The following is a 25,991-nucleotide window of genomic DNA, read 5'->3' as shown; positions in this document are numbered from 1 at the left end:
TCAGAAGGTTTCCCATAGTTCATCCGAATTGGCAGGGCTGGCAATTGCGCTAGGCACGGGTTTGGCCTTGGGGCTGGTGGCAATGCTGGGAACCGTGGAGGCGGCAGGACGTGGTCGGGTCGCGGGGAGCGTTTCCCCGGAGACCGCTACGCCAGCAGCGTGCATCACCCCGCCCGGCAGACGAAAGACGCCCACCAGCTCGGACAATTGCCGGGTCTGGTGCGACAGCGATTGCGACGCCGACGCAGCTTCTTCCACCAGAGCAGCATTCTGCTGGGTCACTTCATCCATCTGGGTGATGGCTAAGTTGACCTGCTCAATGCCCTGGGTCTGCTCGCTGCTGGCAGCCGAAATCTCGGTCATTACATCGGTGACCCGCTGCACGCTGGAGACCACTTCGGCCATCGTCGCCCCGGCTTGCTGCACCAGGGTGCTACCCACGCCGACCTGCTGCACCGAACTGTCGATCAGGCTCTTGATTTCCTTGGCGGCCGTGGCAGACCGCTGCGCCAGTGACCGCACTTCGGTAGCCACCACCGCAAAACCGCGGCCCTGCTCACCGGCCCGGGCCGCTTCCACCGCTGCGTTCAAGGCAAGGATATTGGTCTGGAAGGCAATGCCGTCAATGACGCTGATGATTTCCACAATCTTCTTGGAAGAGGCATCGATGTTGCCCATGGTCTCGATGACCTGGTGGACGACCTTGCCGCCTTCTTGGGCAATGGACGAGGCGGTCAATGCCAATTGGTTGGCCTGCTGCGCATTTTTGGCATTCTCCCGAACCGTGGAGGTCAGTTGCTCCATGGCCGAGGCGGTTTCTTCCAGCGAGCTGGCCTGCTCCTCGGTGCGCGAGGACAGGTCCAGGTTGCCCATGGATATCTGGCTGGAGGCCGTGGCGATCGTTTCAGTACCGCCACGGACCTGGCTGACGATGCGCCGCAGGTTTTCGTTCATCGCAGCGAGTGCCATGCTCAGTTGCCCGGTTTCATCCCGAGAGCTGACTCTGATCTCGGCCGTCAGGTCACCAGCGGCGACCTGGTTGGCAAAGGCACCAGCAGTACGCAACGGCGTGGAAATGATGCGGGCGATGAACACTGCCAGCAGCGTGCCGACCAAAACGCTGCCCACCAGCAGGGCGATGATCCCAAAGCGTGACTGGTCGTATGTGACGTCAGCTATATGAACGGATTGAAGACTGCCATCGAGGTTGACCTGGGCCAACTTGTCAAGCTCACCCAATAGCGCCAGGTAATTCTGGAAAGCGGGCCCTAGCAGGAGCTGCTTGGCTTGGTCCGCCTGGCCCGTGCTCAGGAGCGCCAAGGTCTGCTCGTGCAAGGCGATGAATTTTTCGATACGCTCCTTGACACTCGGGTAGATAGCTTTTTCTCCCTGCTCCGAAATCTGTCCCTCGTATTGCTTGCGCGCCGCCGTGAGGCTGTCGATGTTCTTGTTCATGACGGTGGTGATGGTCGTCCGTTCCGTGGAATCATTCTCATAGAGCGCCATCTGGGCCTCGTTAGCTCTCACCCGGGACAGTGCCACCTTGATGTCGTTGAGTGAACGGATGCTAGGCAACCAGTTGCTCGCCAATTCACCGGCTGCATCGTTGACCTTTCTCAATTGCAAGGTGGCGAACCCACCCAGAAAAGTAGTCAGCATGAGGATGCTGGCAAAGGCCAGCAGCAGTTTGGTTCCGATATTGCGGTGATAAAACCAGTTCATGAGCACCCCTTAGTCAATGTGGTTCAGATGGGCATGAAGAACCGGTTTCATATTTCAGGTTGCAGTTCATCACACAATCCTTTGCACGTTAACGTGATTGCCAGGGTAGTGCCAATTTATCAATAAATTCCTGCGTTTTTTTTTGGGGTGGCTTCGCTTTATTGCAATATTTAACAGATGCATGGGGGAGAATTACACGGAAAACTTAATCTTTTCTTCACCATTTCCTTCCCTTATCGCAAGATTCTCTTGGCTGGGATGAATACACATTGACGGACGATGCCACTGCTCGCTTTTCTCAACGAAATTCACTTGAAGAGACAAGGCTCCGCCACAAGTGGGCGGTCAAGAACAGAAATCAAGCTGTCCACCCCCAAGGCCTTAGATGAGTTCTTCCACGAGACCGGTGTCCGGGTCGAAGCATTGACTACCGAGCAGTCCAGGATCAGTTACGAGGGAGAGTACTTCCCGCTTCCCTTCGGTGCCGCGTATCGCTCGATCAGCAAGACGGACTGGCTGGTCAGGCACGCTCCCGAGGCCAGCGGCTACAGCTTGCATATGCAGCGCAGTGGGGAAACGTCCTGGACCTCTGCCAAGGATGCCCTTCATAGCAGCAGCGGGAGCGCCATCATCCAGAATCTGGAACAGGTCAGGCAACTCGCTGGCTCGCGTGGTTCCTCGGGCGAAGGGTTGTTCTTCACCGTTCAATGCCTGACCCTCAAGCTGTCTCACCTGCTCGACGCCCCGGTACACAAGCCCATTCGCTTTCACTGCCCGCTGATCCATGATCCTCATGTATTGGCGCCGCTCAGATCGATCATCGATATCATTGCGCAAGGTCTTTCTGGCAACGCCCCCTTGATCAAGGCCCCGCTGGCGCTGATCAATCTGCAGCAGGCGGCAGCCCACATGGTCTTGCAGAACCTTTCGCACAATTACTCACACGTCTTGGCAAGTCATCCGCCTACGCCCGCGCCACGCCAGATCAAGCGTGCCATCGAATTCATCAGGGCCAGCCTGGCTGCCCCCATTAGCCTCAATGACATTGCCGAGCATTCCGCCATCAGCGCGCGCTCCCTGCAGTTGGGCTTCCGCAAGTACAAGGGGATGACGCCTATGGAGTTCCTGCGTACGCAACGCTTGGAGCGGGTAAGGGAAGACCTGCTGGACCCATCGGTGCCGGCAGACGTTCAGCACATCGCCCTGAGCTGGGGATTCATCCACTTTTACGTGTTCGTGCGCTATTACAAGAAATTGTTCGGAGAAAGTCCGCAAACGACGCTGGCGCGGCGCGAATAGTCAGTACGCGCCAGTGACACCAAGGGCGGCGATACGGATTGCCCTTTGAAACTCCGGTCAGCAGCTCGTCCTGCGCATCAGGGCGTGAGCGATTGGCGTGCTCGACGAGGAGGGTGACTCGTGGGTTATTGAATGGAGTCGGTTTTCAACGCAAATCAACAGGCCAGGATCAGTTGAGCTTGATCTTTTGTCCCTACATTGCAAATCCCGTCCCCGCAGCCAAATGCAAGCAAGGTGAAATCCATACGGACAAGGGCCCTAGGGCCTTTGCTTTGCGTGACTTCCGCTTGATCTTTTCGGCGTTGGCCATCAGCCGCCGTCAAAGAGGAAGGCCCTGGTGCACCTGAATCGCCTCCCGGCTGTAAGCAGTCCTCTTCGTGATAGCATCCGACACATTATTCACACCAAGGAAAGCCGCCCATGTCAGAACTGGAACAAGATCCCTGGATCGTCCGTGCCGAAGAGTTGAAGACGCAAATGGAATCGCTGCTGGTCGCCCAGCTGGAAGAATATGAAAAGATGACCGCCAAGCTGGAACAGTGGAAGCAGAATCCCGGCGGCTCCTGGCTCACCGAAGCGGACTACCAGCCCTGGCAGGAAGCCCTCAAGAAACTGGAAGCAGCGCAGCGCGAGTTCGATGGCCACATCAGCACGCGTGTGAAGAAATAAGCATCAGCTCGCGCCTGCTGCGCGAGCAAAAAATATCGCCGTGACCTGTCAAGATCACGGCGATTTTTTTCATGGGTATGCGCAACGGCTAATCGTCTCCGCCAGCCTTCGTTCTGTCCGCTCCCGCATTGTCCTTGCCGGCAGACGCAGGGGATGCACGTCGGCGCCGCCGCTTGCTCCAGCGCCGCGCACGATCCACCACCATCTCCATGTATTGCTGCGCCGTCTCGGGCTTGAGCAGGTATTCCACGGCACCGGCGTCGATCAGTGCCGGCATCTCCGGCGGATAATCACTGTCCGCAAACACCACGATGGGCACTGAACGGGTATCGCGGCCGGCCTTCATGGCCAGGATGAAATCCAGTCCATTGTTTTCCATCATGCCGGGATCCAGGAAGATCATGCCCGGCATCTGTGTCTCCCCATCCTGGCGGCGTGGCAGCAGGCGCTCGATGGCGGCGTCGGCCTCGTCATACCACTGCAAAACACAGTGAAAATTCTGGCGCCACAGCGCAAAGCGCGCCAGTTCCACCGCTTCGCCGTTCGACTCAATCATCAGTATGATCGGCGGCTTCATGGTCTTGTCCTTCTCTTGTAGTGACCCTGATCACCATTCCTGTGCCGCGGGAATCCATGCTGGCCTCTGCGGGCGCTTCTCCTGGCACAAAACTTCAACTGCAGTCTGACAAAAATGGGTGGAAACTCATAGCAGGATTTTCCTGATAGGGGACGGTTCGACGTTTTTACGCAAGCGTTTGCCCCTTTTCAAGTGGCATTGAGGGTAAATTGCCGTCCCTCGGGTAGCGGGGCTTGGCCGTCAACATCCTTCGTCCACGCAACCGGGCGATGCATTGCGGTGTAAGCTAAGGCCTTCTTGTGCGCGGTTGCCCCATCCTTGCTGAATATCATTCCCATTTGGTGAGAGCGGTGCAATTGAGGCAAACGGCTTTAGCTGCGCCGCAATGGACCAGCCGGCTGGCATCCCAGCAGGCACCGGCCGTGGCACGCGGCTTGCTGCACTTCTGAGGGAACACGCAAGCCATACGTCCTGTTGACGGCTGGCCCGCGTTCCGGATTTGAACAGGCAAACCATCATCATGAATGCATCACTGAACGCAGCCGCCGTGGAACCGACCCCGGCGACGCTGGATATCCTCAAGACCCTCATCGGTTTCAACACCATCAGCCGCGAATCCAACCTGGGCCTCGTCGAATGGGTGCGCGACTACCTTGAGCGCCACGGCGCCACCACGCGCCTGACCTACGACGCCGAGCGGCGCAAGGCCAATCTCTTCGCCACCCTCGGGGATGCCGGCCCTGGCCGCTACGGCACGGTCTTCTCGGGCCACACCGATGTGGTGCCCGTCAAAGGCCAGAACTGGGACACCGACCCCTTCGTCGCCCAGGTGGCCGATGGCAAATTGTTCGGTCGCGGTGCTTGCGACATGAAGGGTTTCATCGCGGTCTGCCTGGCGCGGCTGCCTTTCATCGCACAGGACCGCTTGCATACGCCGCTGCACTTTTCTTTCTCGTATGATGAAGAAGTCGGCTGCCTGGGCGTGCGCGAACTGCTGGCCGACCTGCAGCAGAACGACATCAAGCCCACCGGCGTCATCATCGGCGAGCCCACCATGATGCAGCCCGTGATCGCGCACAAGGGCAAGCGCTCCTATCGTTGTTCGGTGCATGGCCATGCGGCGCATTCTTCGTGTCCGCACCTGGGCATCAACAGCATCGACTATGCCGCCATGATGCAGCTGAAGATCCGCGAGATCGCCTTGCGCGTGCGACATTCCGAAGTGCAGGACTACGACTTCGATGTGCCGTATTCCTCCATCGTCACCACGCTCTCCAACGGCGGCAATGCCCCCAACATCATCCCGGACAAGGCCGAGTTCGTCTTCGAGCATCGCTTCCTGCCGGGCATCGATCCGGCCGAGGTCTTCGAGGAGGTGAAGCGTTATGCAGAACAGGAAGTGCTGCCGCAAATGCAGATCGAAGGCGCGCAAGGGCGCATCGAATTCGAGACCCTCACCGCCTATCCCGGCATGAGCACGGCAGCCGATGATCCGCTGGTGACGTCGGCATTGCGTATCCTGGGCAGTGAACGCGCGCGCAAGGTCGGCTTCGGCACCGAAGGCGGCTTGTTCGGCCAGGCCGGCATGCCGGCGGTGATCTGCGGGCCGGGCGACATCGTCCATGCGCACAAGCCCAACGAGTTCGTGACCCTGGAGCAATTGGCCCGATGTGAAAGTTTCTTCGACAACTTCATCGCTTCGGCGCATCTGAAGGCAGCTTGACCGCCAGGCTTGCAGCACCCGGATGAACAAAGGCGCTTGCCCGTGAGGGTCAAGCGCCTTTTTGCCGGAGCGGGGGGATGGATCAGGCGGGAGCGCGCACGCGCTTGTCCAGCGAGGCCGACAGGGCGACCGTGGCCAATCCCAGCAGCGCGAAGAACGAGCCGATCAGCGGCAGGTCGGTCAGCGGCAGGCCAGCCGAGATCGCCAGTCCGCCGACCCACGCGCCAGTGGCATTGCCCAGGTTGAAGGCACCCTGGTTGAGGGTCGAGGCGAGGTTGGGCGCGCCGCGTGCAGTATCAAGCACGCGGATCTGTGCGCCCGGCACCACCGCAAAGGCGAACGCACCCCAAGCGAACATGGTCACCAGCGTCGGCCACTTGTAGTGGCTGGTGAAGGAGAACAGCCCCAGCACGACGGCGATGCACAGGAACACGCCGCACATGACCGGCATCAGCTTCCAATCCGCCAGCTTGCCGCCGACCAGTCCGCCGACCGTGATGCCGGCACCGAAGAGCAGCAGCACCCAGCTCTCTTGCTGGGTGCTGAAGCCGGTCACGTCCAGCAGGATGTAGGCGATGTAGGTGATCACGCTGAACATGCTGATCGAGGCCAGTGTCGAGGTCAGCAGCGAGAGCTGTACACGGGTATCGATGATGGACCGGAACTCCTGGAAGATATCGCCCATCTGCATGGGGATCTTCTTGGGCAGCATCGTCCACAGCATGATGGCGGCCAGCACGCCGATACCGGTCACCACGCCGAAGGTGGAGCGCCATCCGGCCGCATGGCCGAAGGCGGTGCCCAGGGGCACGCCGAGGATGTTGGCCACGGTCAGTCCGGTGAACATCAGCGCCACCGCTTGCGCGCGCTTTTGCGGCGCGACCAGTTCGGCCGCCACGACCGAACCGATGCCGAAGAAGGCCGCATGGCAGAAAGCGGTGACCACGCGTGCCACCATCAGGAAGACATAATTGGGGGCCACCGCGCACAGCACATTGCCCAGGATGAACAGGCACATCAGTCCCACCAGGGCCTGCTTGCGCGGCCACTTGGCGGTGAGGATGGCGAGGATGGGTGCACCTGCGGCCACGCCCAGGGCATAGCCCGAGACCAGCATGCCGGCTGCCGGCGCGCTCACGTCCAGATCGCGCGCGACGTCGGGCAGCAAGCCCATGATGACGAATTCAGTGGTACCGATGCCAAAGGCGGCAACGGCGAGGGCAAACAGGGGCCAGTTCATGCGCAGTCCAGGTGGAGGGTGGAGGGGAGGGCGCGCGGTCAGGCAAGACCGCGCAAAGCCGCCAGTTTACCGCCGGACGCAATCGGCTGCAGGACTCAGGCCGGGTCCGCCGCCAGCGGACGGCCGAACCAGCTCTTCAGGAACGACATCAGCGCCCCGTAGGCCGGCAGGAAGAACAGCAGGCTGATGGCGATCTTGAAGCCGTAGTCGACCAACGCAATCTCCACCCAGTGCGTGGCCATGAAAGGATCGCTGCTGCGCCAGAAGGCGATGGAGAAGAAGGCCAGGGTGTCGCTGGCATTGCCGAAGATCATCGATACCGAGGGCGCCAGCCACCAGTGGCGCGCAGCGCGCAGGCGATTGAAGACCTGCACGTCCAGCACTTGCCCCAGCACATAGGCCATGAAGCTGGCCGCCGCGATGCGCGCCACGAAGACATTGAAATGCGCCAGCGCGCCAAAGCCCTGCCACTGCCCCATGTAGAACAGCGCCGAGACGGCGTAGGAGATGAACAGGGCCGGCAGCATCACGGCGAAGATGATGCGGCGTGCCAGCGGCGCGCCGAAGAAACGTACCGTCAGGTCGGTGGCCAGGAAGATGAAGGGGAAGCTGAAAGCACCCCAGGTGGTATGCAGTCCGAAAATGGACACCGGCAATTGCACCAGGTAATTGCTGGAGGTGATCACCAGCAGGTGGAACAGCGAAAGCCAGGCCAGCAGCGCGGCATGGCGGCGCAGGTCGAGAGTGGTCATATGAACCTTTTTGATGAATGGGGGCGAGGGAACCCATGAACATATCCAGCCGCAGGGAAGACGGTCGCAGCGGCCGGCAAGAGGGGCAGCATTTTAACATAGGGCGGCTCTGCAGCCTGTTCGGGTGGCGGAACCGGCGTTCGATGGAGCGGGCCGTTGAGGTACACTCTTGCGCTTTTGGGCAGGCGCAATGAAGAGCAAGAACGCAACCCTGGTCGGATTGAGCGCGGTGGTGCTGTGGAGCGCCATCGTGGGCCTGATCCGTGGCGTGAGCGAGCATCTCGGAGCCACCGGCGGGGCGGCGGCCATTTACACGGTGGCTTCGCTGATCCTGCTGGTGTCGGTGGGATTCCCGCGCCTGGCGAGTTTTCCGCGCAGGTATCTGCTATGGGGCAGCGTGCTCTTCGTGTCTTATGAATTGTGCCTGTCGCTTTCCATCGGCTACGCCCATACCGGCCGCCAGGCCATCGAAGTCGGCATGGTCAATTACCTCTGGCCGACCTTCACCCTGGTGGCGGCCATCCTCTTCGGCGCTCAGCGCGCCACGCTGCTGGTGGTGCCAGGCTTCATCCTTTCCATGCTGGGCATCTGCTGGGTGCTCGGGGGCGACCAGGGGCTGGATCCTTCCGGCATGCTGGCCAATATCCGTGACAATCCGCTGAGCTACGGCCTGGCCTTCATCGGGGCCTTGATCTGGGCGGCCTACTGCACCGTGACTACCCGCATCGCCCAAGGCCAGAACGGGGTGACGCCTTTCTTCATGCTGGTGGCATTGGCATTGTGGGTGAAGGTGCTGCTGGGCGGGCATGTGGCTGAACTATCCTTCAGTGTGCCCGCACTGGTCTACCTGGTGCTGGCTGCGGCGGCGATGGGGCTGGGCTATGCGGCCTGGAACGTGGGCATCCTGCATGGCAATGTGACGGTGCTGGCCGGTGCCTCGTATTTCATCCCGGTCTTTTCTTCGGCCTTGTCGGCCTTGCTGCTGCGTGCGCCGCTGCCCACCTCGTTCTGGGTGGGCGCTGCGCTGGTGTGCGCCGGGTCGATCCTGTGCTGGCGGGCTACTGCCGCGGGACGTCGAGAAGCTTGAGCTGCCGCGCGGGTCCGTGAAGTTCAATGTCCCGGATGGGCTTGATAAATTTTTACATCTCATTGTGCTTTCCTGACGCCGCTGTCATGGATGTGTAATGTCGAGGTCATCATGACTGCCTAGACTCCTGCTTTTTTCAAAGCAAGGCCGCGTGTTGCGGCACCAGTTATGCAGTCATCCCTCACTCTTTCTCCTCAGCGTACGGTTCCTCGCGCGTCCACGCTGCGTGGTGCACGGCCAGCGCTGCTCGTGCTGGCAGCGCATCTGGGCTTGCTGTGGCTGGCCACGCAGATGCATGCCTTGCCCCCGTCCATCTCCACGCCACCGGTGCCGCCCACCGTGATGCTGGCGATTGTCGAGCCCGCACCGCAGCCGGCTTTGCCTGCGGCGCCAACACAGCCCGCGTCACCGGTGCACACCGTGCCATTGCGGCCGGCAGCCATGCCGCGGCCCCATCCGATCGTGTCGTCCTTGCCGGTACCTGCAGCGCCGTCAGCGGTGGCCCCGGTCACGGCTGCCGATGCACCCTCTTCGCCAGCGGCAGCGCCGACTGCCGAGGCCGCTGCCGCTGCTGTGGCGGTGACGCCTGCAACGCCGATGTCCCGCCCGCCTGTCATTACCAGCGGCGTTCAGTACCTCACTGCACCGCAGCCGGTCTACCCCGCTGCGGCGCGCCGTCGCGGCGATGAAGGCGAGGTGCTGTTGCGCGTGCTGATCAATGCCCAGGGCGGGGTGGAACAGATTGCACTGGAACGCTCTTCCGGCATCGCCAGCCTCGACCAGGCTGCGCGTGAGGCCGTCCAGCGCGCGCGCTTCCAGCCTTATGCCGAGCAGGGCAGGGCGCAGCCTGCCTATGTCGTCGTACCGATCAAATTTCAATTGACGCAGTAACCCCGAACGAAAGGAATCAGCAATGGATGCAAGCCCCTACGGCCTCACGGCCCTGTGGTCGCAAGGCGATGTCGTCACCAAGGCGGTGGCGCTTCTGCTGACGACCATGTCGATGGCCTCGTGGTATGTGATCGTGACCAAGGCCCTGCAATTGTGGCGCTACCGGACCCCGGCGCACGCCGCAGGCCACGCGTTCTGGGAGGCCGGCAACGTTGCCGCTGGCGTCACCCTGCTGGGCCGCGACAACCCCTTTGCCGCGCTCGCCAGCGCCGGCCAGAGCGCAGTCGATCATCACACCACCCACCAGGGCCAATTGCAGGATCGTCTGCCGGTCAGCGAGTGGGTCACGCTGTCGCTGCGCCAGGCCATCGATGAAGCCTCGGCCAGCCTGCAGTCGGGCATGGCAGTGCTGGCCTCGGTCGGCTCGACGGCCCCCTTCGTGGGCTTGTTCGGCACGGTCTGGGGCATCTACCACGCACTGGTTTCCATCGGCAGCAGCGGCCAGGCCAGCATCGACAAGGTCGCCGGTCCGGTCGGCGAAGCGCTGATCATGACTGCGCTCGGGCTGGCAGTAGCCATTCCCGCCACCTTTGGCTACAACGCGCTCCTGCGCGGCAACAAGAGCATCATCGCGCGACTGAACAAGTTCGGTTTCGAACTGCATGCGCTGTTCGTCACCGGGGCGCGTGCCGATGCCGCCCTGGCCGCGTCGGAACAGGCCCCGGCCATGCGCCTGCGCACGCGGGGAGCTGCATGATGGGCATGGGTTCCCTCTCCGATTCGGACGATGACTTCAATCCCGAGATCAATACCACACCGCTGGTGGACGTGATGCTGGTGCTGTTGATCATCTTCATCATCACGGTTCCGGTCATGAACAACACCGTCAAGATCGACCTGCCGCGCGCCGCCGCCCAGCCCGATACGCTCAAGCCGGACAGCATCAACCTCGCCATCGATGCCGACGGCAAGACCTTCTGGAATGACCAACCGGTCGATCAGGCGCAACTGCAGGCTCGCATCGGCAAGGCAGCTTCCGCACCGCAGCCACCGGAACTGCATCTGCGTGCAGCCCGCACCACACCGTACGAAAAAGTGGCGCAGGTGATGGCCATGGCACAGGCAGGCGGGCTGGCCAAGATCGGTTTCGTGACTGATCCGCGGCCGTGAACCCGAAAACGACCCGATAAAAAAGAGAAGACTGACCGGCATTGTCCGGTCGGTCCATTGCATAGCCAAATCAACTCCCTCTCTCTCCACATCCACTGCGAGTCCGACATGAATTCCACACGCATTGCCCGTTTCCGTCCGTCCACCATGCGCCGTGCCCTGCTCGGCGCCGGCCTCCTGCTGGGCAGCGCCGGCCCGCTGATGGCACAGGCCGATGACAGCGTCCTGCCCCAGATCACCGTCACTGACAGCGTCGACAAAAAGAAATTGGCCGAGAAGGTCAGCAGCGGTGCCCTCGGTGATCGTTCCGAACTGGAGACGCCGTTCTCCACGCGCGCGGTCAAAAGCGACGAGATCGAAGATCGCCAGGCCACCTCGCTGGCCGAAGTGCTGAAGTACGATGCCAGCGTCAGCAACAACAGTCCGGCCAATGGCACGCACCCGGCCACCATGTCGGTGCGCGGCCTGCGCCTGGATGACCTGAACGGCTACAAGATCGATGGACTGGCCAATATCAACCGCGGCACCGAAATGCCGCTGGAGATGTTCGAGCAGGTGGAGGTGCTCAAGGGCTTGTCCGGCTTCATGTATGGGTTCGGCTCGCCGGGCGGGATCATCAATTACGTCACCAAGCGCCCGACCGATGACACCTTCTTCGCCACCGATCTCGGCTATGCCAGCGGCGCTACCTGGAAAGAACACGTCGATGCCGGAGGGCGCTTTGGCGAGGACCAGCGCTTCGGTTACCGCGTCAACCTGGTCAACGAAAGCGGCGATACCGAGGCGGATCATGGCAGCATCAACCGCCAGTCCGTCGGCGCATCCTTCGACGCCCGGCTCACCAGCGACCTGACCGTGCGTCTGGACGCCATCTACCAGCGCCGCATCGCCACCGGCGGCACGGATGTCATCGTCAGCGGCTTCAGGATTCCCTCGCCACTGGATGGCACGACCCGGCTCTACAGCAATGGCTCCTCCACCGATGTCGATTACCGCCTGGTGACGCTGAGTGCGGACTACCGCCTTTCGGATGATTGGAAGGCCAGTGTCGCCCTGCGCCATTCCGAATCGGTACGCATCTACAAGAAGGATCAGTACTACATCACCAGCAACAGCGGCAATTACCGGGATCGTGTGACCTCGGAATACCACGGTTATGAATTCAACGAGGCGCAAGCCATGGTACAGGGCAAGGTGCGTACCGGATTCCTCCAGCATGAGCTGGTGTTGGGCGCAATGGCGCAGAACCTGCTCTCGACCTCCTCGGTCAATACGCCCAAGCCCTACATCGGTACCGGCAACCTGTATGCGCCGACGATCTATTCGGCCGACAGCGTCAACTACAGTGGCGGCACGTATCGCGATGAAAAGACCACCCAGACCGCGCTCTTCGCCAGTGACACGATGAAGTTCGACGACCGCTGGTCGGTACTGGCCGGTGTGCGCTATACCAACTACATCGATACCGCCTACAGCACTGCCAACACCACCAGCGCGCGCTTCACCGCCAATCCGCTGAGCCCGACGGCGGCCATCATGTACAAGCCGCGCGTCGATACCACGGTCTACGTCAGCTATGCCGAAGCATTGGAACAGAGCGCCTCCGCGCCGACTACCACCGTCAATGCCAACCAGACCTTCGCGCCGATCAAGAGCAAACAGGCTGAAGTCGGTGTCAAAACCGAGCACGACGGCTGGAACGGCAGCCTGGCGCTGTTCCGCATCGAGCGCGGCTCGCAGTACATCAACGGCGCCAACGTCTACGTGGCCGATGGCCAAAGCGTGTATCGCGGTGTGGAAGCCAATGGCTCGCTGCAGCTCACGCGCGATCTGAGCCTGGATGGCAGCGTGATGGTCATGGGCTCGGAGATCACCCATGCGGCCGCTGCGGTCAACGGCAAGCGTGCCGTCGGTGCGGCCGATGTGCAAGCCGGTGCGCAATTGACTTACCGCGTGGCAGCCTTGCCGGGCTTGCAATTGCATGCCGGCGCGCAGTATATCGGCACCATGGCGCTGGATTCGGCCAATGCCAACATGCTTTCTCCATACAGCCTGTTTGATGCGGGGCTGAACTATCGCACCCGCATCGGTGGCCACATGACGACCTGGAGCGCCAACATCACCAACCTGGCCAATCGCAAGTACTGGACCTACTATCAGGAAACCTACCTGAACGTGGGGGCCCCGCGTACCCTGAACCTTAACGTGCGCGCGGACTTCTGATCGCCCAGGTTTGCTTGATCCGGAAAGGGTGAAACAACATGATCGGTGGCATGTTCTCCAACAAGCCCGCAAGGGCCTGTGCCTGGTTGGCAGGCCTGCTTCTGGGCGCCAGCCTGGCGCAGGCCGCCGATCGCGATGATCGCCAGACCAAAACTCCCTACACGCCACGTCAGACGATGGCCAGCCTGGAGCCGGTCCCGGCTGGATATGAACCGGTGTTTACGCAACTGCTGGCGCGCCATGGATCACGCGGCCTGACGGGGATGAAATCCGATCTGGCCTTGTATCGCCTGTGGCAGCAGGCCGAGCAGGAGGATGCGCTGACCCCGCTGGGACGGGAGCTGGGGCCGGCCTTGCAGGCCATGCTGCGCGCCAACTTCCTGCTGGGGGCCGGCGTGCCCGGCATCAGCCAGCCCGGCTATGGCAACGAGACGCGGGCCGGCTTGCAGGAACATGCCGATCTGGCGCGCCGGATGGTACAGCGCCTGCCCGGTTTGTTCGATCAGCCCGGCAGCGCCGGGCGCGCGGTGGTCGTGGTCAGTTCGGGCAAGGATCGCGCGGTGGACAGTGCCGAGGCCTTCACGCGGGCATTGCTGGCTGTCCGCCCTGGCCTGCGTGACCAGGTCCTGGGGCCTTCCAGCGATTCCTATCTGCTGTATTTCCACCGCTTGCCCAAGACCCCGCCGGCAGAGAACTCCGGCGCGGATCCTCAGCAGGCGCTGCGCCTGCAGACCTGGCGCGACAGCCAGGCCTACCAGGCTTATACCCGCAGTCCGGCCTTACAGGCGCAACTGGCACGCATCCGGCAGGATCCGCGCTTGCAGCAGGCGGCCGATGTAGTCCTGACACGGCTGTTCAAGCCGGATCTTCTGGGCCGGCTGGTGCAGGGGAGCTACCGTTTCAGCAACAGCGGTACGCTGACATTTTCCAGTGCTGATGGCCGTTACACCAACACGCTGACCGGCGATGGCCGCAGCGTGATCGTCAATGGCTTGCAGGCCGCCTGGGCGCTGTATGACCTTTATGCCATCAGTGCCGGCATGCGCAGCGAACTGGAGCAGGCTGGCAGCGATGTGAAGGAGTTTGAACGATTCATGCCGCCGTTGGCGGCGCAGCGTTACGCAGAGGCTGAAGATGCTGAAGACTTCTACAGCAAGGGGCCGGGCACGGTGGAGCAGGGCGATGTAACCTGGCGCATGGCGCGCATCCTGCTGCAGGACTTCTTTGATGAGGCCGACGCCATTGAGCGTGGGCAGCGCCGCCATCTGGCCAAGCTGCGTTTCACCCACGCCGAGATCGTGATCCCGCTGGCTACGTTGCTGGGCCTGCCGGGCGCGTCGCGGCAGGTAGTCGAGCGCGAGCCCTATGATCCTGCCAGCAATGGCTGGCGTGGCGCGCTGGTCGCACCGATGGCCGCCAACCTGCAATGGGACATGTTCGCCAATGCCGCTGGACGCACCGTGGTGCGCCTGCTGTACAACGAAGCGGAGATGGATTTCAAGCCCAACTGCGATGTTGCGCGGCTCTCCCCGGGCAGCCATTACTACGACTATCGCGCCTTGCGGGCCTGTTACGCTGTCTCGGACAGGCCCGGATAGCCGATCAACCCAATCAGAACTGATAGCTCACGCCCACCCGCAGTACCGGATACAGGTTGTAGCCATGCACCTTGTCGCTCAACTGGGCGTTTTCGGCCGCCACATCGGTGGCCAGGCGCGAGCAGATCGCGGCGGGAGCATTGCATCCCGAGCTGCTGACCGACGTTGACGCATTTCCCTGGAACATCACGCCCAGGTCTGCCGTGAAGCCCCAGCCGGCCTTGGCGGGAGCGAGCGCATTGCCCCAGCCCAGGCCCACGTAAGGGGCGAACTTCTTGAAATCGATGCGGCCGTCGACCTGGCCGGCTTGCGAAGCGGTATAGACGTTGCCATTGAGGGTGTAGATGCCGTTGGCCTTGGGCTTGCCGGTGGCGTCGATCTTGTTGCCGTTGTAGACCACCCCGCCCGAGAGTCGGAAACCGCTGTCGAATGGAAACCAGTCCAGCAGCGCATCAAAGGTGCGCAGCCTGGCTTTGGCGTCATAGTTCACGTCGTTGGTGCTGGAGTTGAAGGAATAATCGAAGTAATTGACCCCGAAGCGGGCATTGAGCTGTTGCGCCAGCGGCACGCTCAGGTGGACACCCACGCCGGTAGTGCCGAGTTCGCCACTGAGGCCGAGATTGGCGGCCTGGGCGGTGCTGCCGATGGCAGCCAGGCTGATGAGGCAAGCGCAGGAAAGTTGGAAACGACGCACGAAGAAATCCCCCGGGATGAATGTTGAAAGGACGGACAGGATCCGTCCATCGCAGCCTAGGGTTTGCCACCATGCCCTGTAAAGCGCGACAGTGCCGAAAAGCAATGAAATGCGCGGGAGCGGCGGGCAAGGCGTTCCATTCGCGCCACAAGATGTGTCGACGGACCGTGCGGTGGTGCCGTTTGGTCAACAAAACGGGAAGGTCGGAAGGACGATGGGACAACGCTGCCGGCCCCTTTGATGCATATCAATGCGAGCCGGCAATGATCTGTCTATTCTGCAAGCTCCAGTCAATACCAGCTCGCCCGGTGGGCTCGCGGCCCAGCGCATGTGCGCGCCGCGTCAGTCCGGCGTGGCAGCCGGCCAGGAGCATCGCATGCAAGTCGCCCATCCGTCCATCCTGCATCCATCCGCCAGTCTCGCCGGCATGAACAAGGCCGTCCTGCGCAAAATGGACCAGCGTGGTCCGCGCTACACGTCCTATCCCACGGCAGATCGCTTTTCGAGTGACTTCGCCGTCGCCGACTACCTGCATGCGGTCGCGGACCGCCGCAACATGAGCGCCTGGCGAGCGCTGTCGCTGTACCTGCATATCCCGTTCTGCGACACCATCTGCTATTACTGCGCCTGCAACAAGATCGTCACCAAGAACCGTGCCAAGGCCTCGCTGTACCTGAGCTACCTCAAGCGCGAGATCAGCATGCAGGGTTCGCTCTTCTCCGGCATGAACCAGGTCGAGCAGCTGCACTTCGGTGGCGGTACGCCGACCTATCTCTCGGACGAGCAGATGTCGGACCTGATGAACCATATCCGCCACAGCTTCACGCTGGCCCCGGATCACGTGGGTGAATATTCGATCGAGATCGATCCGCGCACGGTGTCGGTGGCGCGGGTCCACAAGCTGCGTGAGCAGGGATTCAACCGCATCAGCCTGGGTGTGCAGGATTTCGATCCGGAAGTCCAGCTGGCGGTCAATCGCGTGCAATCCGAAGAGCAGACCCTGCAGATCATCGCCGCCGCGCGTGAAGCCGGCTTCCGCTCGGTCAGCATCGACCTGATCTATGGGCTGCCCAAGCAGAACGTGATGTCGATGTCGCGCACGCTGGCCAAGGTCATCGCCGCCAGTCCGGATCGCATCGCGGTCTACAACTATGCGCACATGCCGGCACTGTTCAAGACCCAGCGCCAGATCAAGGAAGAAGACCTGCCCAGCGCCGACAGCAAGCTGGACATGCTCTCGCTGTGCATTCGCCAGCTGACCGGCGCCGGTTACGTCTACATCGGCATGGACCACTTCGCCAAGCCCACGGACGATCTCGCCATCGCCCAGCAGCAGGGACGCCTGCATCGCAACTTCCAGGGCTACTCCACCCATTCGGAGACCGATCTGGTCGCTTGCGGCGTCTCGGCCATCAGCGCCGTGGGCGGCAGCTACAGCCAGAATGAAAAGACCCTGGATGGTTATTACGCCCGCCTGGAAAATTCCACGCTGCCCATTGCCCGCGGCATCCAGCTGGGCATGGACGACGTGCTGCGCCGTCTCATCATCCAGCGGCTGATGTGCAATTTCGAGCTGTCGATCAATTCGCTGGAGATCGCTTATCCCATCGTCTTCCGCGAATACTTCGCGCCGGAAATGGAAAAACTGAAGCAACTTGAAGAAGACGGCCTCATCAAGATCGAACCCGAATGGATTACGGTCGAGCCCAAGGGCCGTCTGCTGATCCGCAACATCTGCATGGTGTTCGACCGCTACCTGTCGCAGGACCGCGAGAAAGCCGCGAGCCAGAACAAGGACGCACCGCAGCGCTATTCGCAGACCGTCTGAGCGGGGCGTGTCGATGAACCTGCTGCCGATCTTCCTGGTAGGCCTGATGGGCAGCGTCCATTGCATCGGCATGTGCGGCGGCATCATCGGCGCGCTCAGTTCAGCCGCACCGCCGCGTGCGCCGGCCGCTCCCGTACAGGCGCTGGCCATGGCCGCAGCGCCGGGGCGGGCTGTACATCGCATCATTCCCTTGCATCTCGCTGGCTCCGCCCAGGTTCAGGCCTTCGGGCAGGATCTGGTGCGCGTGCTGGGCTACAACCTCGGCCGCCTGTCCAGCTACGCGCTGGCCGGCGCGCTGGCCGGTGGCATCGCCGCCGGGCTGCTGCGCGGTGCCGATGTGCTGGGCTGGCTGGCACCGGCGCAGACGGTGGCCTACGTCATCACCAATCTCGTCCTGATCCTGCTGGGGCTGTACCTGACCCAGTGGTGGAGCGGCGTCTCCCGCATGGAGCAGTTGGGCAGCGGTCTCTGGACCCGCCTGCGTCCGCATGCGGCACGGCTGGTGCCGGTCGATACGCCGGCCAAGGCGCTGCTGCTGGGCAGCCTGTGGGGCTGGCTGCCCTGCGGGATGGTCTACAGCGCCTTGCTGACCGCGCTCATGGCTGGCAGTGCCGTGCAAGGCGCGCTGACCATGCTGGCTTTCGGGGCCGGTACCTTGCCCGTACTGCTGGTGGCCGGCATGTCCGGAGCCCGCTTGCGCCAGCTGGCTGCGCGCCCGTGGGTACGGCGCAGCGCCGGCGTGATCGTGCTGGCCTTCGGCCTGCTCGGTTTGCTGCGTGCCGCCGAGATTGGCGGCCTGGGCATCGCGCGCGGCTGGATCGACGTGTTCTGCGTCAGCCCGGTGCATGGAGGATGAGCATGCACAATGATGGCAGCGATACGGCGAACCTGTGTTTCCATTGCGGCCAGCCCGTGCCGGCGGGAGAGTCATGGACACTGGACGTCGGCGGGCTCGAGCGGACGCTGTGCTGCGTGGGCTGCCAGAGCGTGGCCCGGCTCATCGTCGATAGCGGATGTGAAGATTTCTACCTGCGGCGTACCGTTCCCTCTGCCCGTGTCGATTCCGACCAATTGCTGCCCCCCGAACTGGCCCTGGTCGACCTTCCCGTGCAGACATCCGATGGTGAAGTTGCTGACGCGACGGAGCACGCGCAGGAACTGGTCCTTTCCATCGATGGCTTGCGCTGCGCCGCCTGCGTCTGGTTGATCGAGAAATACCTGGCCCGCTTGCCTGGCATGCACATGGCCGAACTCAACGTGGCCAGTGCGCGCCTGCATATCCGCCGCGATCCCGCCCTCTGTTCCACCTCCACCATCCTGCGGGGCCTGCATGGCCTGGGCTACACCGCCTATCCCTTCGATCCGCTGCGACAGGGCGAGCAGGCGCGCCGCGCCGGCCGTCGGCTGTTCCGCCAGCTGTTCATCGCGGGGCTGTCGATGATGCAGGTGATGATGTACGCCATTCCGGTCTACATGACCCATGAAGGCATTGACCCCGACATGATGGCGCTGATGCGCTGGGCCAGTTTGTTCCTCACCATTCCGGCGGTGTTCTATTCGGCACTGCCGTTCTTTACCGGTGCCTGGGCGGGCCTGCGGGCGCGGGCCCCGGGCATGGACCTGCCGGTGGCCATCGGCATTGCTGCCGCCTTCACCGGCAGCGCCATCGCGACCTGGCGCGGCGAGGGCGAGATCTGGTTCGACAGCGTGAGCATGTTCATTTTCCTGCTGCTGGCCAGCCGCTATCTTGAGACGGCCGCGCGGCGCAAATCGGCCGCAGCGCTGGAGCGCATGCAGCAAGCGTTCCCGGCGTCGGCGCTGGTGGTGCGCGGCTACCCGCAGCAACGCGAAACCACACTGGTGGCGGCCAATCAATTGCAGGCCGGTGATGTGATCCTGGCACGCCCGGGCGACACCATCGCTGCCGATGCCTGCCTGCTCGAAGGGATGGCCGAACTGGACCTGGCCCTGCTGTCCGGCGAAAGCCGTCCGCAAACCTTCCAGCCTGGCCAGGAAGCGCCGGGCGGTGCCGTCAACCTGAGCCAGCCGGTGCTGCTGCGCGTCGTGCGCACCACGCGCGAGAGCACGCTCGCTGCCATCACGCGCCTGGCAGAGCAGGCCGGACAGGGCAAGCCTGCCCTGGCGCAGTGGGCCGACGTGGTGGCCTCGCGCTTCGTGGTGGCCCTGCTGCTGCTGGCGGCGATCACATTCATTGCCTGGCATCTGATTGATCCTGCACGCGCCTGGGCGACCGCCATTGCAGTACTTGTGGTGTCCTGCCCCTGCGCGCTGTCCCTGGCCACGCCGTCGGCCCTGGCTGCGGCAACCGACCGCCTGCTGCGCGAAGGTACGCTGGTCGTGCGGGGCAACGTGCTGGAGACCTTGCAGCGCGCCGATACCGTCCTCTTCGACAAGACCGGCACACTCACGCAAGGCCGGCCGCAGATGACGGCCCTATGGAGCTGCATCGACCAGGCGCAGGCACTATCGGTGGCTGCAGCCATGGAGCGCGGCAGTCTGCATCCGCTGGCCAAGGCGCTGGTGGAGGAGGCCGGGCGCCGTGGCAGTGCCGCTTGCGAAGTCGCCGAGCTGGGCTCCGTCACGGGGGCAGGCATGCACTGTCTCATTGATGGTGTTGTGCATCGCCTGGGCGCGCGTGGCTTCGTGGCCGGGATTGCCGGGCAATCCATTCCTGCCGAACTGAACCAGCCCGCTGCCGCTGCGGCCGGTTCGGTCTACCTGGGCAACAGCAACGGTTGGCTGGCGCGCTTCGACCTGGCCGATGCATTGCGTGCGGATGCCGTGGATACGGTGGCTGCATTTCGCGCGCAAGGTGTGCGCGTCATCCTGCTCAGCGGTGACCAGCCCGAGGTCTGCGCCGAGGTCGCGGCCGCGGTCGGCATCGATGAAGTGATCGCCGGCTGTACCCCGCAGCGCAAGCTGGAGGTAGTGCGCCAGTTGCAGCAGGGTGGGGCGGTGGTGGCCATCGTTGGCGATGGCATCAATGACGCTGCGATGCTGCGCGCAGGCGATGTCTCCTTCGCCATGGGCAAAGGGGCGGCGCTGGCCCAGGTCAGTGCCGATGCCGTCATCATGAGCGACCGCCTGTCGGCCGTGGCGCAATGTGCGCAGATGGCCCGCCGCACCATGCGCATCGTGCGCCAGAACCTGGTGTGGGCCAGCATCTACAATTTCCTCGCCATTCCGGCGGCGGCCTTCGGCCTGCTCGATCCGTGGATGTCGGCGGTGGGCATGTCGGCCAGTTCGCTGCTGGTGGTCGCCAATGCACTGCGCCTGAGCCGTGCCGCGCGCGGCTCCCGGCAGCTGCCGGCCACTGCGCCAGCGGTCCAGCCAGCGCTGGCGGGAGGCGCCTGATGGAAGCGCTCTATCTCCTCATTCCACTCAGTACCTTGCTGGTCTTCCTGGCGATCTGGGTGTTCTTCCGCGCCTCCGACGGCGGCCAGTTCGACGACCTCGAAGGACCGGCCATGCGCATCCTCCACGACGACGATATTCCCGCGCAGCCGGATCGGCACGATCCCGCCTGAGCCGGCTTCGCACCCGCCTGTTCGTGTCACAGGCCGCGCTCAATCTGCTGCATTTTTCTGCGGCTATCTTTCCACTTGATACACGTCAATGCCCCCGGGGGGCTTGCCCCGTAAGCTCGCATTGAACAGTACTCAACAAAGTGGGGAGAGTTTCGTGAGCAAAGAAAATAGCTACAACTACACGGTTGTGCGCCAATTCGCCGTGGCGACCATCCTGTGGGGCGTAGTCGGTATGCTGGTCGGTGTGATCATCGCCGCCCAGCTGGCATGGCCCGAATTGAACATGGGGATTCCCTGGCTGAGCTTCGGCCGGCTACGTCCCTTGCATACCAACGCAGTGATCTTTGCCTTCGGCGGCTGCGCGCTGATGGCAACCTCGTATTACGTCGTGCAGCGCACCTGCCAGGTGCGGCTGTTCTCCGACTTCCTGGCGGCCTTCACCTTCTGGGGCTGGCAGCTGGTGATCCTTGGTGCGGCCGTCACGCTGCCTCTGGGACTGACCCGCGGCAAGGAATATGCCGAGCTGGAATGGCCCATCACCATCCTGATCGCCGTCGTCTGGGTGGCCTACGCCGTGGTGTTCTTCGGCACCCTCATCAAGCGCAAGGTCAAGCACATCTACGTGGCGAACTGGTTCTACGGTGCCTTCATCATCGCCGTGGCCATCCTGCACATCGTCAACGGCATGACCATGCCGGCCACGCTGACCAAGTCGTACTCGATGTACAGCGGTGCGCAGGATGCCATGATCCAGTGGTGGTACGGCCACAACGCGGTGGGCTTCTTCCTGACCGCCGGCTTCCTGGGCATGATGTATTACTTCATCCCCAAGCAGGTCAACCGTCCGGTGTATTCGTACCGCCTGTCGATCGTGCACTTCTGGGCCCTGATCTTCACCTACATGTGGGCCGGTCCGCACCACCTGCACTACACCGCATTGCCTGACTGGACCCAGTCGCTGGGCATGGTGTTCTCGCTGATCCTGCTGGCACCGTCCTGGGGCGGCATGATCAACGGCATGATGACCATGTCGGGCGCCTGGCACCAGCTGCGTACCGATCCCATCCTGAAGTTCCTGGTGGTGTCGCTGTCCTTCTACGGCATGTCTACCTTCGAAGGTCCGATGATGGCCATCAAGACCGTCAACGCCTTGTCCCACTACACCGACTGGACCATCGGCCACGTGCACTCCGGTGCCCTGGGCTGGGTCGGCTTCGTCACCATGGGGGCGATGTATTACCTGATCCCGCGCCTGTCGGGCAAGACCGAGATGTGGAGCAAGGATCTGATCGAGATCCACTTCTGGGTCGCCACCATTGGCATCGTGCTCTACATCGCTGCCATGTGGATCGCCGGCGTGATGCAAGGCCTGATGTGGCGCGCGGTCAATGCCGACGGCACCCTGACCTACAGCTTCGTCGAAGGCGTCAAGGCAACCTACCCGTATTACATCATTCGTCTGATGGGCGGCCTGATGTACCTGTCCGGCATGCTGGTGATGGCCTACAACACCTGGCGCACCATGCGCGGCACCGAACTGGCTGTCGCACCGATTCCTGCCGTGACCAACGCTGCGCACTGATTGGGGGAAAGTATGAAGTTTTCGCATGAATGGATTGAGAAGAACCCCTGGCTGCTCATTGGCCTGGTGCTGCTGGTGGTCAGTGTGGGTGGCCTGGCCGAGATCGTGCCGCTGTTCTTCCAGAAATCGACCACTGAACCGATCGCCGGCCTCAAGCCTTACTCGGCCCTGCGCCTGGCTGGCCGCGACGTGTACATCCGCGAGGGCTGCTACAACTGCCACTCGCAGATGATCCGCCCGCTGCGCGCCGAGACCGAACGTTATGGCCACTACTCGGTGGCCGGTGAGTCGGTCTACGACCACCCCTTCCAGTGGGGTTCCAAGCGTACCGGTCCGGACCTGGCCCGCGTCGGTGCCCGCTACAGCGATGAATGGCATCGCGCTCACCTGCACAACCCGCGCGACGTGGTACCGGAGTCCAACATGCCGGCCTACCCGTGGCTGGAGCAGGCCAAGCTGGACAACTACGACATCGTCTCGCGCATGAAGGCATTGAAGCGCATCGGCGACCCGTACACCGAAGAAGACATCAAGAATGCCCCGGCAGAACTGGCCGGCAAGACCGAACAGGATGCGCTGATCGCCTACCTGCAAGGCCTGGGTATCCTGATCAAGGCGGAGAGATAAGACCATGATTGAAATGTTGACCGACCCACGCAGCCTGATCACGCTGATCAGCTTCATCACCTTTGTCGGCATCCTGTGGTGGACCTATGTCGGCCACAAGCCCGCTGATTTCACGCAAGCCGAAATGATCCCCTTCGCCGATGGCGACATCGGCCAGCCCGCCGCCAGCAGCGACAAGGAGGTGCGCCATGGCTGATTTCACCAATGGTTTCTGGAACATCTGGATCATCGTCCTGACCGTGCTGGGCATCGCCGGTTGCGCGCTGCTGCTGTGGCAGCAGTCCAGCTGGAAGGTCAAGAAGGGCGACCAGCCGGTTGCCGGCTCGACCACCGGCCACGTCTGGGACGACGACCTGACCGAACTGAACAACCCGCTACCGCGCTGGTGGATGTGGCTGTTCTATATCACCATCATCTTCTCGGTGGGCTACCTGATCGCCTACCCGGGCCTGGGCAACCTGCCCGGCACCTTGGGCTGGCGTTCCACCGGCGAGCATGATGCCGACGTCAAGCAGGCCGAAGCCAAGTACGGACCGCTCTTCGACAGCTACCTCAAGAAGGACCTGAAGGTAGTGGCCGCTGATCCGCAGGCCCATGCCATCGGCGAGCGCCTGTTCCTGACCTACTGCGCGCAGTGCCACGGTTCGGATGCGCGCGGCAACAAGGGCTTCCCCAACCTGACTGACAACGACTGGCTGCATGGCGGCACGCCCGAGATCATCAAGGAAACCATCCTCAAGGGCCGTCACGGCGTCATGCCGCCCATGGCTGCTGCGGTGGGGACGGACAAGGATGTCGACAACGTCGCCAACTATGTGTTGAGCCTGTCCAATTCCGCCCATGATCCGATCAAGGCCGAGCTGGGCAAGTCCAAGTTCGCCGCCTGCATGGCCTGCCACGGCCCTGGCGGAGTGGGCAACCAGGCCCTGGGCGCGCCCAACCTGTCGGACAAGATCTGGCTCTACGGCGGCAGCATCGACACCATCAAGGAAACCATCAACAAGGGCCGCGACAACACCATGCCGGCGTTTGGCGAATTCCTCGGTGAACCCAAGGTGCACGTGCTGGCGGCCTATGTCTGGAGCTTGTCCAACAAGCCCAGCAATGCCGAGGCCAAGTAGGCTCCGATGAGCAGTTGAACCCGCGCCGGGGCCGACGCAGTCACAGAACTGCGCGGCCCCGGCGTTCTTCGTGATGGCCATATCGGCCGCGCCCGGCCAAGGGGCGCATGACAGAGAGTGAAAGCAGAGCAGGCAAGACCATGAACAAGGCCGCAATGACACCCAGGCAGGGCAAGGAAGGGGACCCGCCACCCGAGGCAGGAACGCAGCAGGATGTGCCGAAGAAGGAGGGCAAGGATGAATATGCCGTCGTTCGCATGTATGCCGCACGTGAACAGATCTACCCGCGCGAGATCCAGGGACGCTTTGCCAGCCTGCGCTGGCTGTGCGTGTTCCTGACGCAGCTGGTGTTCTACGGACTGCCGTGGATCAACTGGAACGAGCGCCAGGCCGTACTGTTCGACCTGGCCTCGCGCAAGTTCTACCTGTTTGGCCTGGTGCTGTGGCCGCAAGACTTCATCTGGCTGGCCGCGCTGCTGATCATCTGCGCCTTCAGCCTGTTCCTCTTCACCGCCATCGCCGGCCGCGTCTGGTGCGGATATGCCTGCCCGCAGACGGTCTACACCGAGATCTTCCTGTGGATCGAACGCCGCATCGAGGGCAACCGCAGCGCCCGCATGCGCCTGGACCGCCAGCCCTGGTCGTTCGACAAGCTCTGGCGCAAGTCCGCCAAGCACCTGGCCTGGGGCAGCCTGGCGCTGTGGACCGGCATCAGCTTCGTCGGCTACTTCTCTCCCATCCGCGAGCTGCTGCCGGAAATCGGCCAGTTCGCGCTGGGTCCGTGGGAGAGCTTCTGGATCGTCTTCTACGCCTTTGCCACCTACGGCAATGCCGGCTGGATGCGCGAGCAGGTGTGCAAGTACATGTGCCCCTATGCCCGCTTCCAGAGCGCCATGTTCGACCGCGACTCCCTGGTCATCACCTATGACAACGCCCGTGGCGAACCGCGCATGCCGGCGGCCAAGGCGGCCAAGCTGCAGGAAGGCCGCAAGGCGGGGGATTGCATCGATTGCACCATGTGTGTCCAGGTCTGCCCGACCGGGATCGATATCCGCCAGGGGCTGCAATACATGTGCATCGGCTGTGCAGCCTGCGTGGACGCCTGCGACAGCGTCATGGACAAGATCGACCGCCCGCGCGGCCTGATCCGCTATTCCACCGAGAACGCCATCGAGCAGGGCTTCTCGACGCCGGAGATCCGCCGTCGCTTGTTCCGCCCGCGCATCCTGATCTACACCGCCATCCTGGGTGCCGTAATCGCGCTGTTCCTCGGTTCGCTGGTGGTGCGTACGCCGCTGAAGCTGGATGTGATCCGCGATCGCGGCTCCATGGGCCGCGAGGTCGAGGACGGCATCATCGAAAACGTCTACCGCTTGCAAGTCATCAATACCGATGAGCGTGGCCATCGTTATCGCATCAGTGCGAGCGGCATCGACGGACTGAGCGTCGATCCGTCCGGTCCCATCGAACTGGCCGCTACCCAGACCCTGATGGTACCGGTGCGGGTGAGGGCACCGCATGGGGCAGGTGAATCCGGCTCCAACAAGATTCATATCGAATTGCAGGCCGAGGACCAGCCCGCGCTGCATGTCAGCGAGAAGGCGGTGTTCCTGGTGCCGCGCCGCTGACCGCGTGCAGCT

Annotated in this window: 23 protein-coding genes; 18 read left to right on the top strand and 5 right to left on the bottom strand. The window is 62.7% G+C overall.

All coding sequences use genetic code 11. The features are described from left to right. The gene (locus FYB76_RS24275; protein ID WP_154135326.1) at positions 1-1,722 is read right to left on the bottom strand and encodes a methyl-accepting chemotaxis protein; all 1,722 of its coding nucleotides are present in this window, start codon (positions 1,720-1,722) and stop codon (positions 1-3) included. A 279-nt stretch (positions 1,723-2,001) separates the two neighbouring features. Between FYB76_RS24275 and FYB76_RS24270 the strand changes: the two genes are divergently transcribed. Both FYB76_RS24270 and FYB76_RS24265 read left to right on the top strand, forming a co-directional pair. Next, positions 2,002-3,021: an AraC family transcriptional regulator gene (locus FYB76_RS24270; RefSeq protein ID WP_154135325.1), complete on the top strand. Its 1,020-nt coding sequence runs from the start codon at positions 2,002-2,004 to the stop codon at positions 3,019-3,021. Between the two features lie 420 nt (positions 3,022-3,441). After that, positions 3,442-3,690 (top strand): hypothetical protein, encoded by a 249-nt coding sequence (locus tag FYB76_RS24265; RefSeq protein WP_134222917.1) that lies wholly within the window; start codon positions 3,442-3,444, stop codon positions 3,688-3,690. Positions 3,691-3,778: 88 nt separating this feature from the next. On the opposite strand, the gene FYB76_RS24260 is transcribed toward FYB76_RS24265, so the two are convergent. Further along, the gene (locus tag FYB76_RS24260; RefSeq protein WP_088757478.1) at positions 3,779-4,267 is read right to left on the bottom strand and encodes a response regulator; all 489 of its coding nucleotides are present in this window, start codon (positions 4,265-4,267) and stop codon (positions 3,779-3,781) included. Positions 4,268-4,787: 520 nt separating this feature from the next. On the opposite strand from FYB76_RS24260, the gene argE reads away from it, so the two are divergent. After that, positions 4,788-5,990 (top strand): acetylornithine deacetylase, encoded by a 1,203-nt coding sequence (gene argE / locus FYB76_RS24255; protein WP_088757479.1) that lies wholly within the window; start codon positions 4,788-4,790, stop codon positions 5,988-5,990. Between the two features lie 82 nt (positions 5,991-6,072). On the opposite strand, the gene FYB76_RS24250 is transcribed toward argE, so the two are convergent. Both FYB76_RS24250 and FYB76_RS24245 read right to left on the bottom strand, forming a co-directional pair. Then, the gene (locus tag FYB76_RS24250; RefSeq protein WP_088757480.1) at positions 6,073-7,230 is read right to left on the bottom strand and encodes an MFS transporter; all 1,158 of its coding nucleotides are present in this window, start codon (positions 7,228-7,230) and stop codon (positions 6,073-6,075) included. 95 nt (positions 7,231-7,325) lie between these two features. Next, positions 7,326-7,982 (bottom strand): 7-cyano-7-deazaguanine/7-aminomethyl-7-deazaguanine transporter, encoded by a 657-nt coding sequence (locus tag FYB76_RS24245; protein WP_088757481.1) that lies wholly within the window; start codon positions 7,980-7,982, stop codon positions 7,326-7,328. A 190-nt stretch (positions 7,983-8,172) separates the two neighbouring features. Between FYB76_RS24245 and yddG the strand changes: the two genes are divergently transcribed. The 6 genes from yddG to FYB76_RS24215 all read left to right on the top strand — a co-directional run bounded on the left by yddG (position 8,173) and on the right by FYB76_RS24215 (position 14,951). Next, positions 8,173-9,069, top strand: coding sequence for an aromatic amino acid DMT transporter YddG (gene yddG / locus FYB76_RS24240; RefSeq protein ID WP_154135324.1), 897 nt, complete (start codon positions 8,173-8,175; stop codon positions 9,067-9,069). Positions 9,070-9,318: 249 nt separating this feature from the next. After that, positions 9,319-9,960: an energy transducer TonB gene (locus FYB76_RS24235; RefSeq protein ID WP_195724712.1), complete on the top strand. Its 642-nt coding sequence runs from the start codon at positions 9,319-9,321 to the stop codon at positions 9,958-9,960. Positions 9,961-9,982: 22 nt separating this feature from the next. Continuing rightward, a complete protein-coding gene (locus tag FYB76_RS24230; protein WP_154135322.1) occupies positions 9,983-10,717 on the top strand; it encodes a MotA/TolQ/ExbB proton channel family protein in 735 nt (244 codons plus the stop codon). Beyond that, entirely contained in the window at positions 10,717-11,130 is a 414-nt protein-coding gene (locus FYB76_RS24225) for a biopolymer transporter ExbD (RefSeq protein ID WP_154135347.1), read from the top strand. Before FYB76_RS24230 ends, FYB76_RS24225 begins: the two co-directional genes overlap by 1 nt. Before the next feature lie 108 nt (positions 11,131-11,238). Beyond that, a complete protein-coding gene (locus FYB76_RS24220; RefSeq protein WP_229297081.1) occupies positions 11,239-13,353 on the top strand; it encodes a TonB-dependent siderophore receptor in 2,115 nt (704 codons plus the stop codon). A 50-nt stretch (positions 13,354-13,403) separates the two neighbouring features. Next, positions 13,404-14,951: a histidine-type phosphatase gene (locus FYB76_RS24215; protein WP_154135321.1), complete on the top strand. Its 1,548-nt coding sequence runs from the start codon at positions 13,404-13,406 to the stop codon at positions 14,949-14,951. Positions 14,952-14,964: 13 nt separating this feature from the next. On the opposite strand, the gene FYB76_RS24210 is transcribed toward FYB76_RS24215, so the two are convergent. Next, complete coding sequence (locus tag FYB76_RS24210) at positions 14,965-15,519, bottom strand: hypothetical protein (RefSeq protein WP_370516410.1); 555 nt, start codon at positions 15,517-15,519, stop codon at positions 14,965-14,967. Between the two features lie 502 nt (positions 15,520-16,021). Here FYB76_RS24210 and hemN point away from each other — a divergent pair. From hemN to ccoG, 9 genes are all read left to right on the top strand, one after another. After that, positions 16,022-17,473, top strand: a complete 1,452-nt coding sequence (gene hemN / locus FYB76_RS24205; protein ID WP_154135320.1) for an oxygen-independent coproporphyrinogen III oxidase — start codon at positions 16,022-16,024, stop codon at positions 17,471-17,473. 13 nt (positions 17,474-17,486) lie between these two features. Further along, positions 17,487-18,329, top strand: coding sequence for a sulfite exporter TauE/SafE family protein (locus FYB76_RS24200; RefSeq protein ID WP_154135344.1), 843 nt, complete (start codon positions 17,487-17,489; stop codon positions 18,327-18,329). 2 nt (positions 18,330-18,331) lie between these two features. After that, a complete protein-coding gene (locus tag FYB76_RS24195; RefSeq protein ID WP_154135343.1) occupies positions 18,332-20,848 on the top strand; it encodes a heavy metal translocating P-type ATPase in 2,517 nt (838 codons plus the stop codon). Continuing rightward, positions 20,848-21,021 (top strand): cbb3-type cytochrome oxidase assembly protein CcoS, encoded by a 174-nt coding sequence (gene ccoS / locus FYB76_RS24190; RefSeq protein WP_088757046.1) that lies wholly within the window; start codon positions 20,848-20,850, stop codon positions 21,019-21,021. Before FYB76_RS24195 ends, ccoS begins: the two co-directional genes overlap by 1 nt. A 154-nt stretch (positions 21,022-21,175) precedes the next feature. Continuing rightward, complete coding sequence (ccoN, locus tag FYB76_RS24185) at positions 21,176-22,603, top strand: cytochrome-c oxidase, cbb3-type subunit I (protein ID WP_370516407.1); 1,428 nt, start codon at positions 21,176-21,178, stop codon at positions 22,601-22,603. 12 nt (positions 22,604-22,615) lie between these two features. Continuing rightward, entirely contained in the window at positions 22,616-23,230 is a 615-nt protein-coding gene (gene ccoO, locus FYB76_RS24180) for a cytochrome-c oxidase, cbb3-type subunit II (RefSeq protein ID WP_039784824.1), read from the top strand. 4 nt (positions 23,231-23,234) lie between these two features. After that, a complete protein-coding gene (locus FYB76_RS24175; protein WP_088757044.1) occupies positions 23,235-23,426 on the top strand; it encodes a CcoQ/FixQ family Cbb3-type cytochrome c oxidase assembly chaperone in 192 nt (63 codons plus the stop codon). After that, positions 23,419-24,351: a cytochrome-c oxidase, cbb3-type subunit III gene (gene ccoP / locus FYB76_RS24170; protein WP_088757043.1), complete on the top strand. Its 933-nt coding sequence runs from the start codon at positions 23,419-23,421 to the stop codon at positions 24,349-24,351. The genes FYB76_RS24175 and ccoP overlap by 8 nt, the downstream gene beginning before the upstream one ends. A gap of 140 nt (positions 24,352-24,491) precedes the next feature. Continuing rightward, on the top strand, positions 24,492-25,979 hold the full coding sequence (ccoG, locus tag FYB76_RS24165; RefSeq protein WP_088757042.1) for a cytochrome c oxidase accessory protein CcoG: 1,488 nt from the start codon (positions 24,492-24,494) through the stop codon (positions 25,977-25,979). Positions 25,980-25,991 lie beyond the last annotated feature (12 nt).

It is taken from the genome of Herbaspirillum sp. CAH-3, assembly GCF_009668275.1.
GTDB lineage: Bacteria > Pseudomonadota > Gammaproteobacteria > Burkholderiales > Burkholderiaceae_D > Herbaspirillum > Herbaspirillum aquaticum.
Note: the sequence above shows the minus strand (reverse complement) of the source record. Positions and strands in the feature narration are given on the sequence as shown.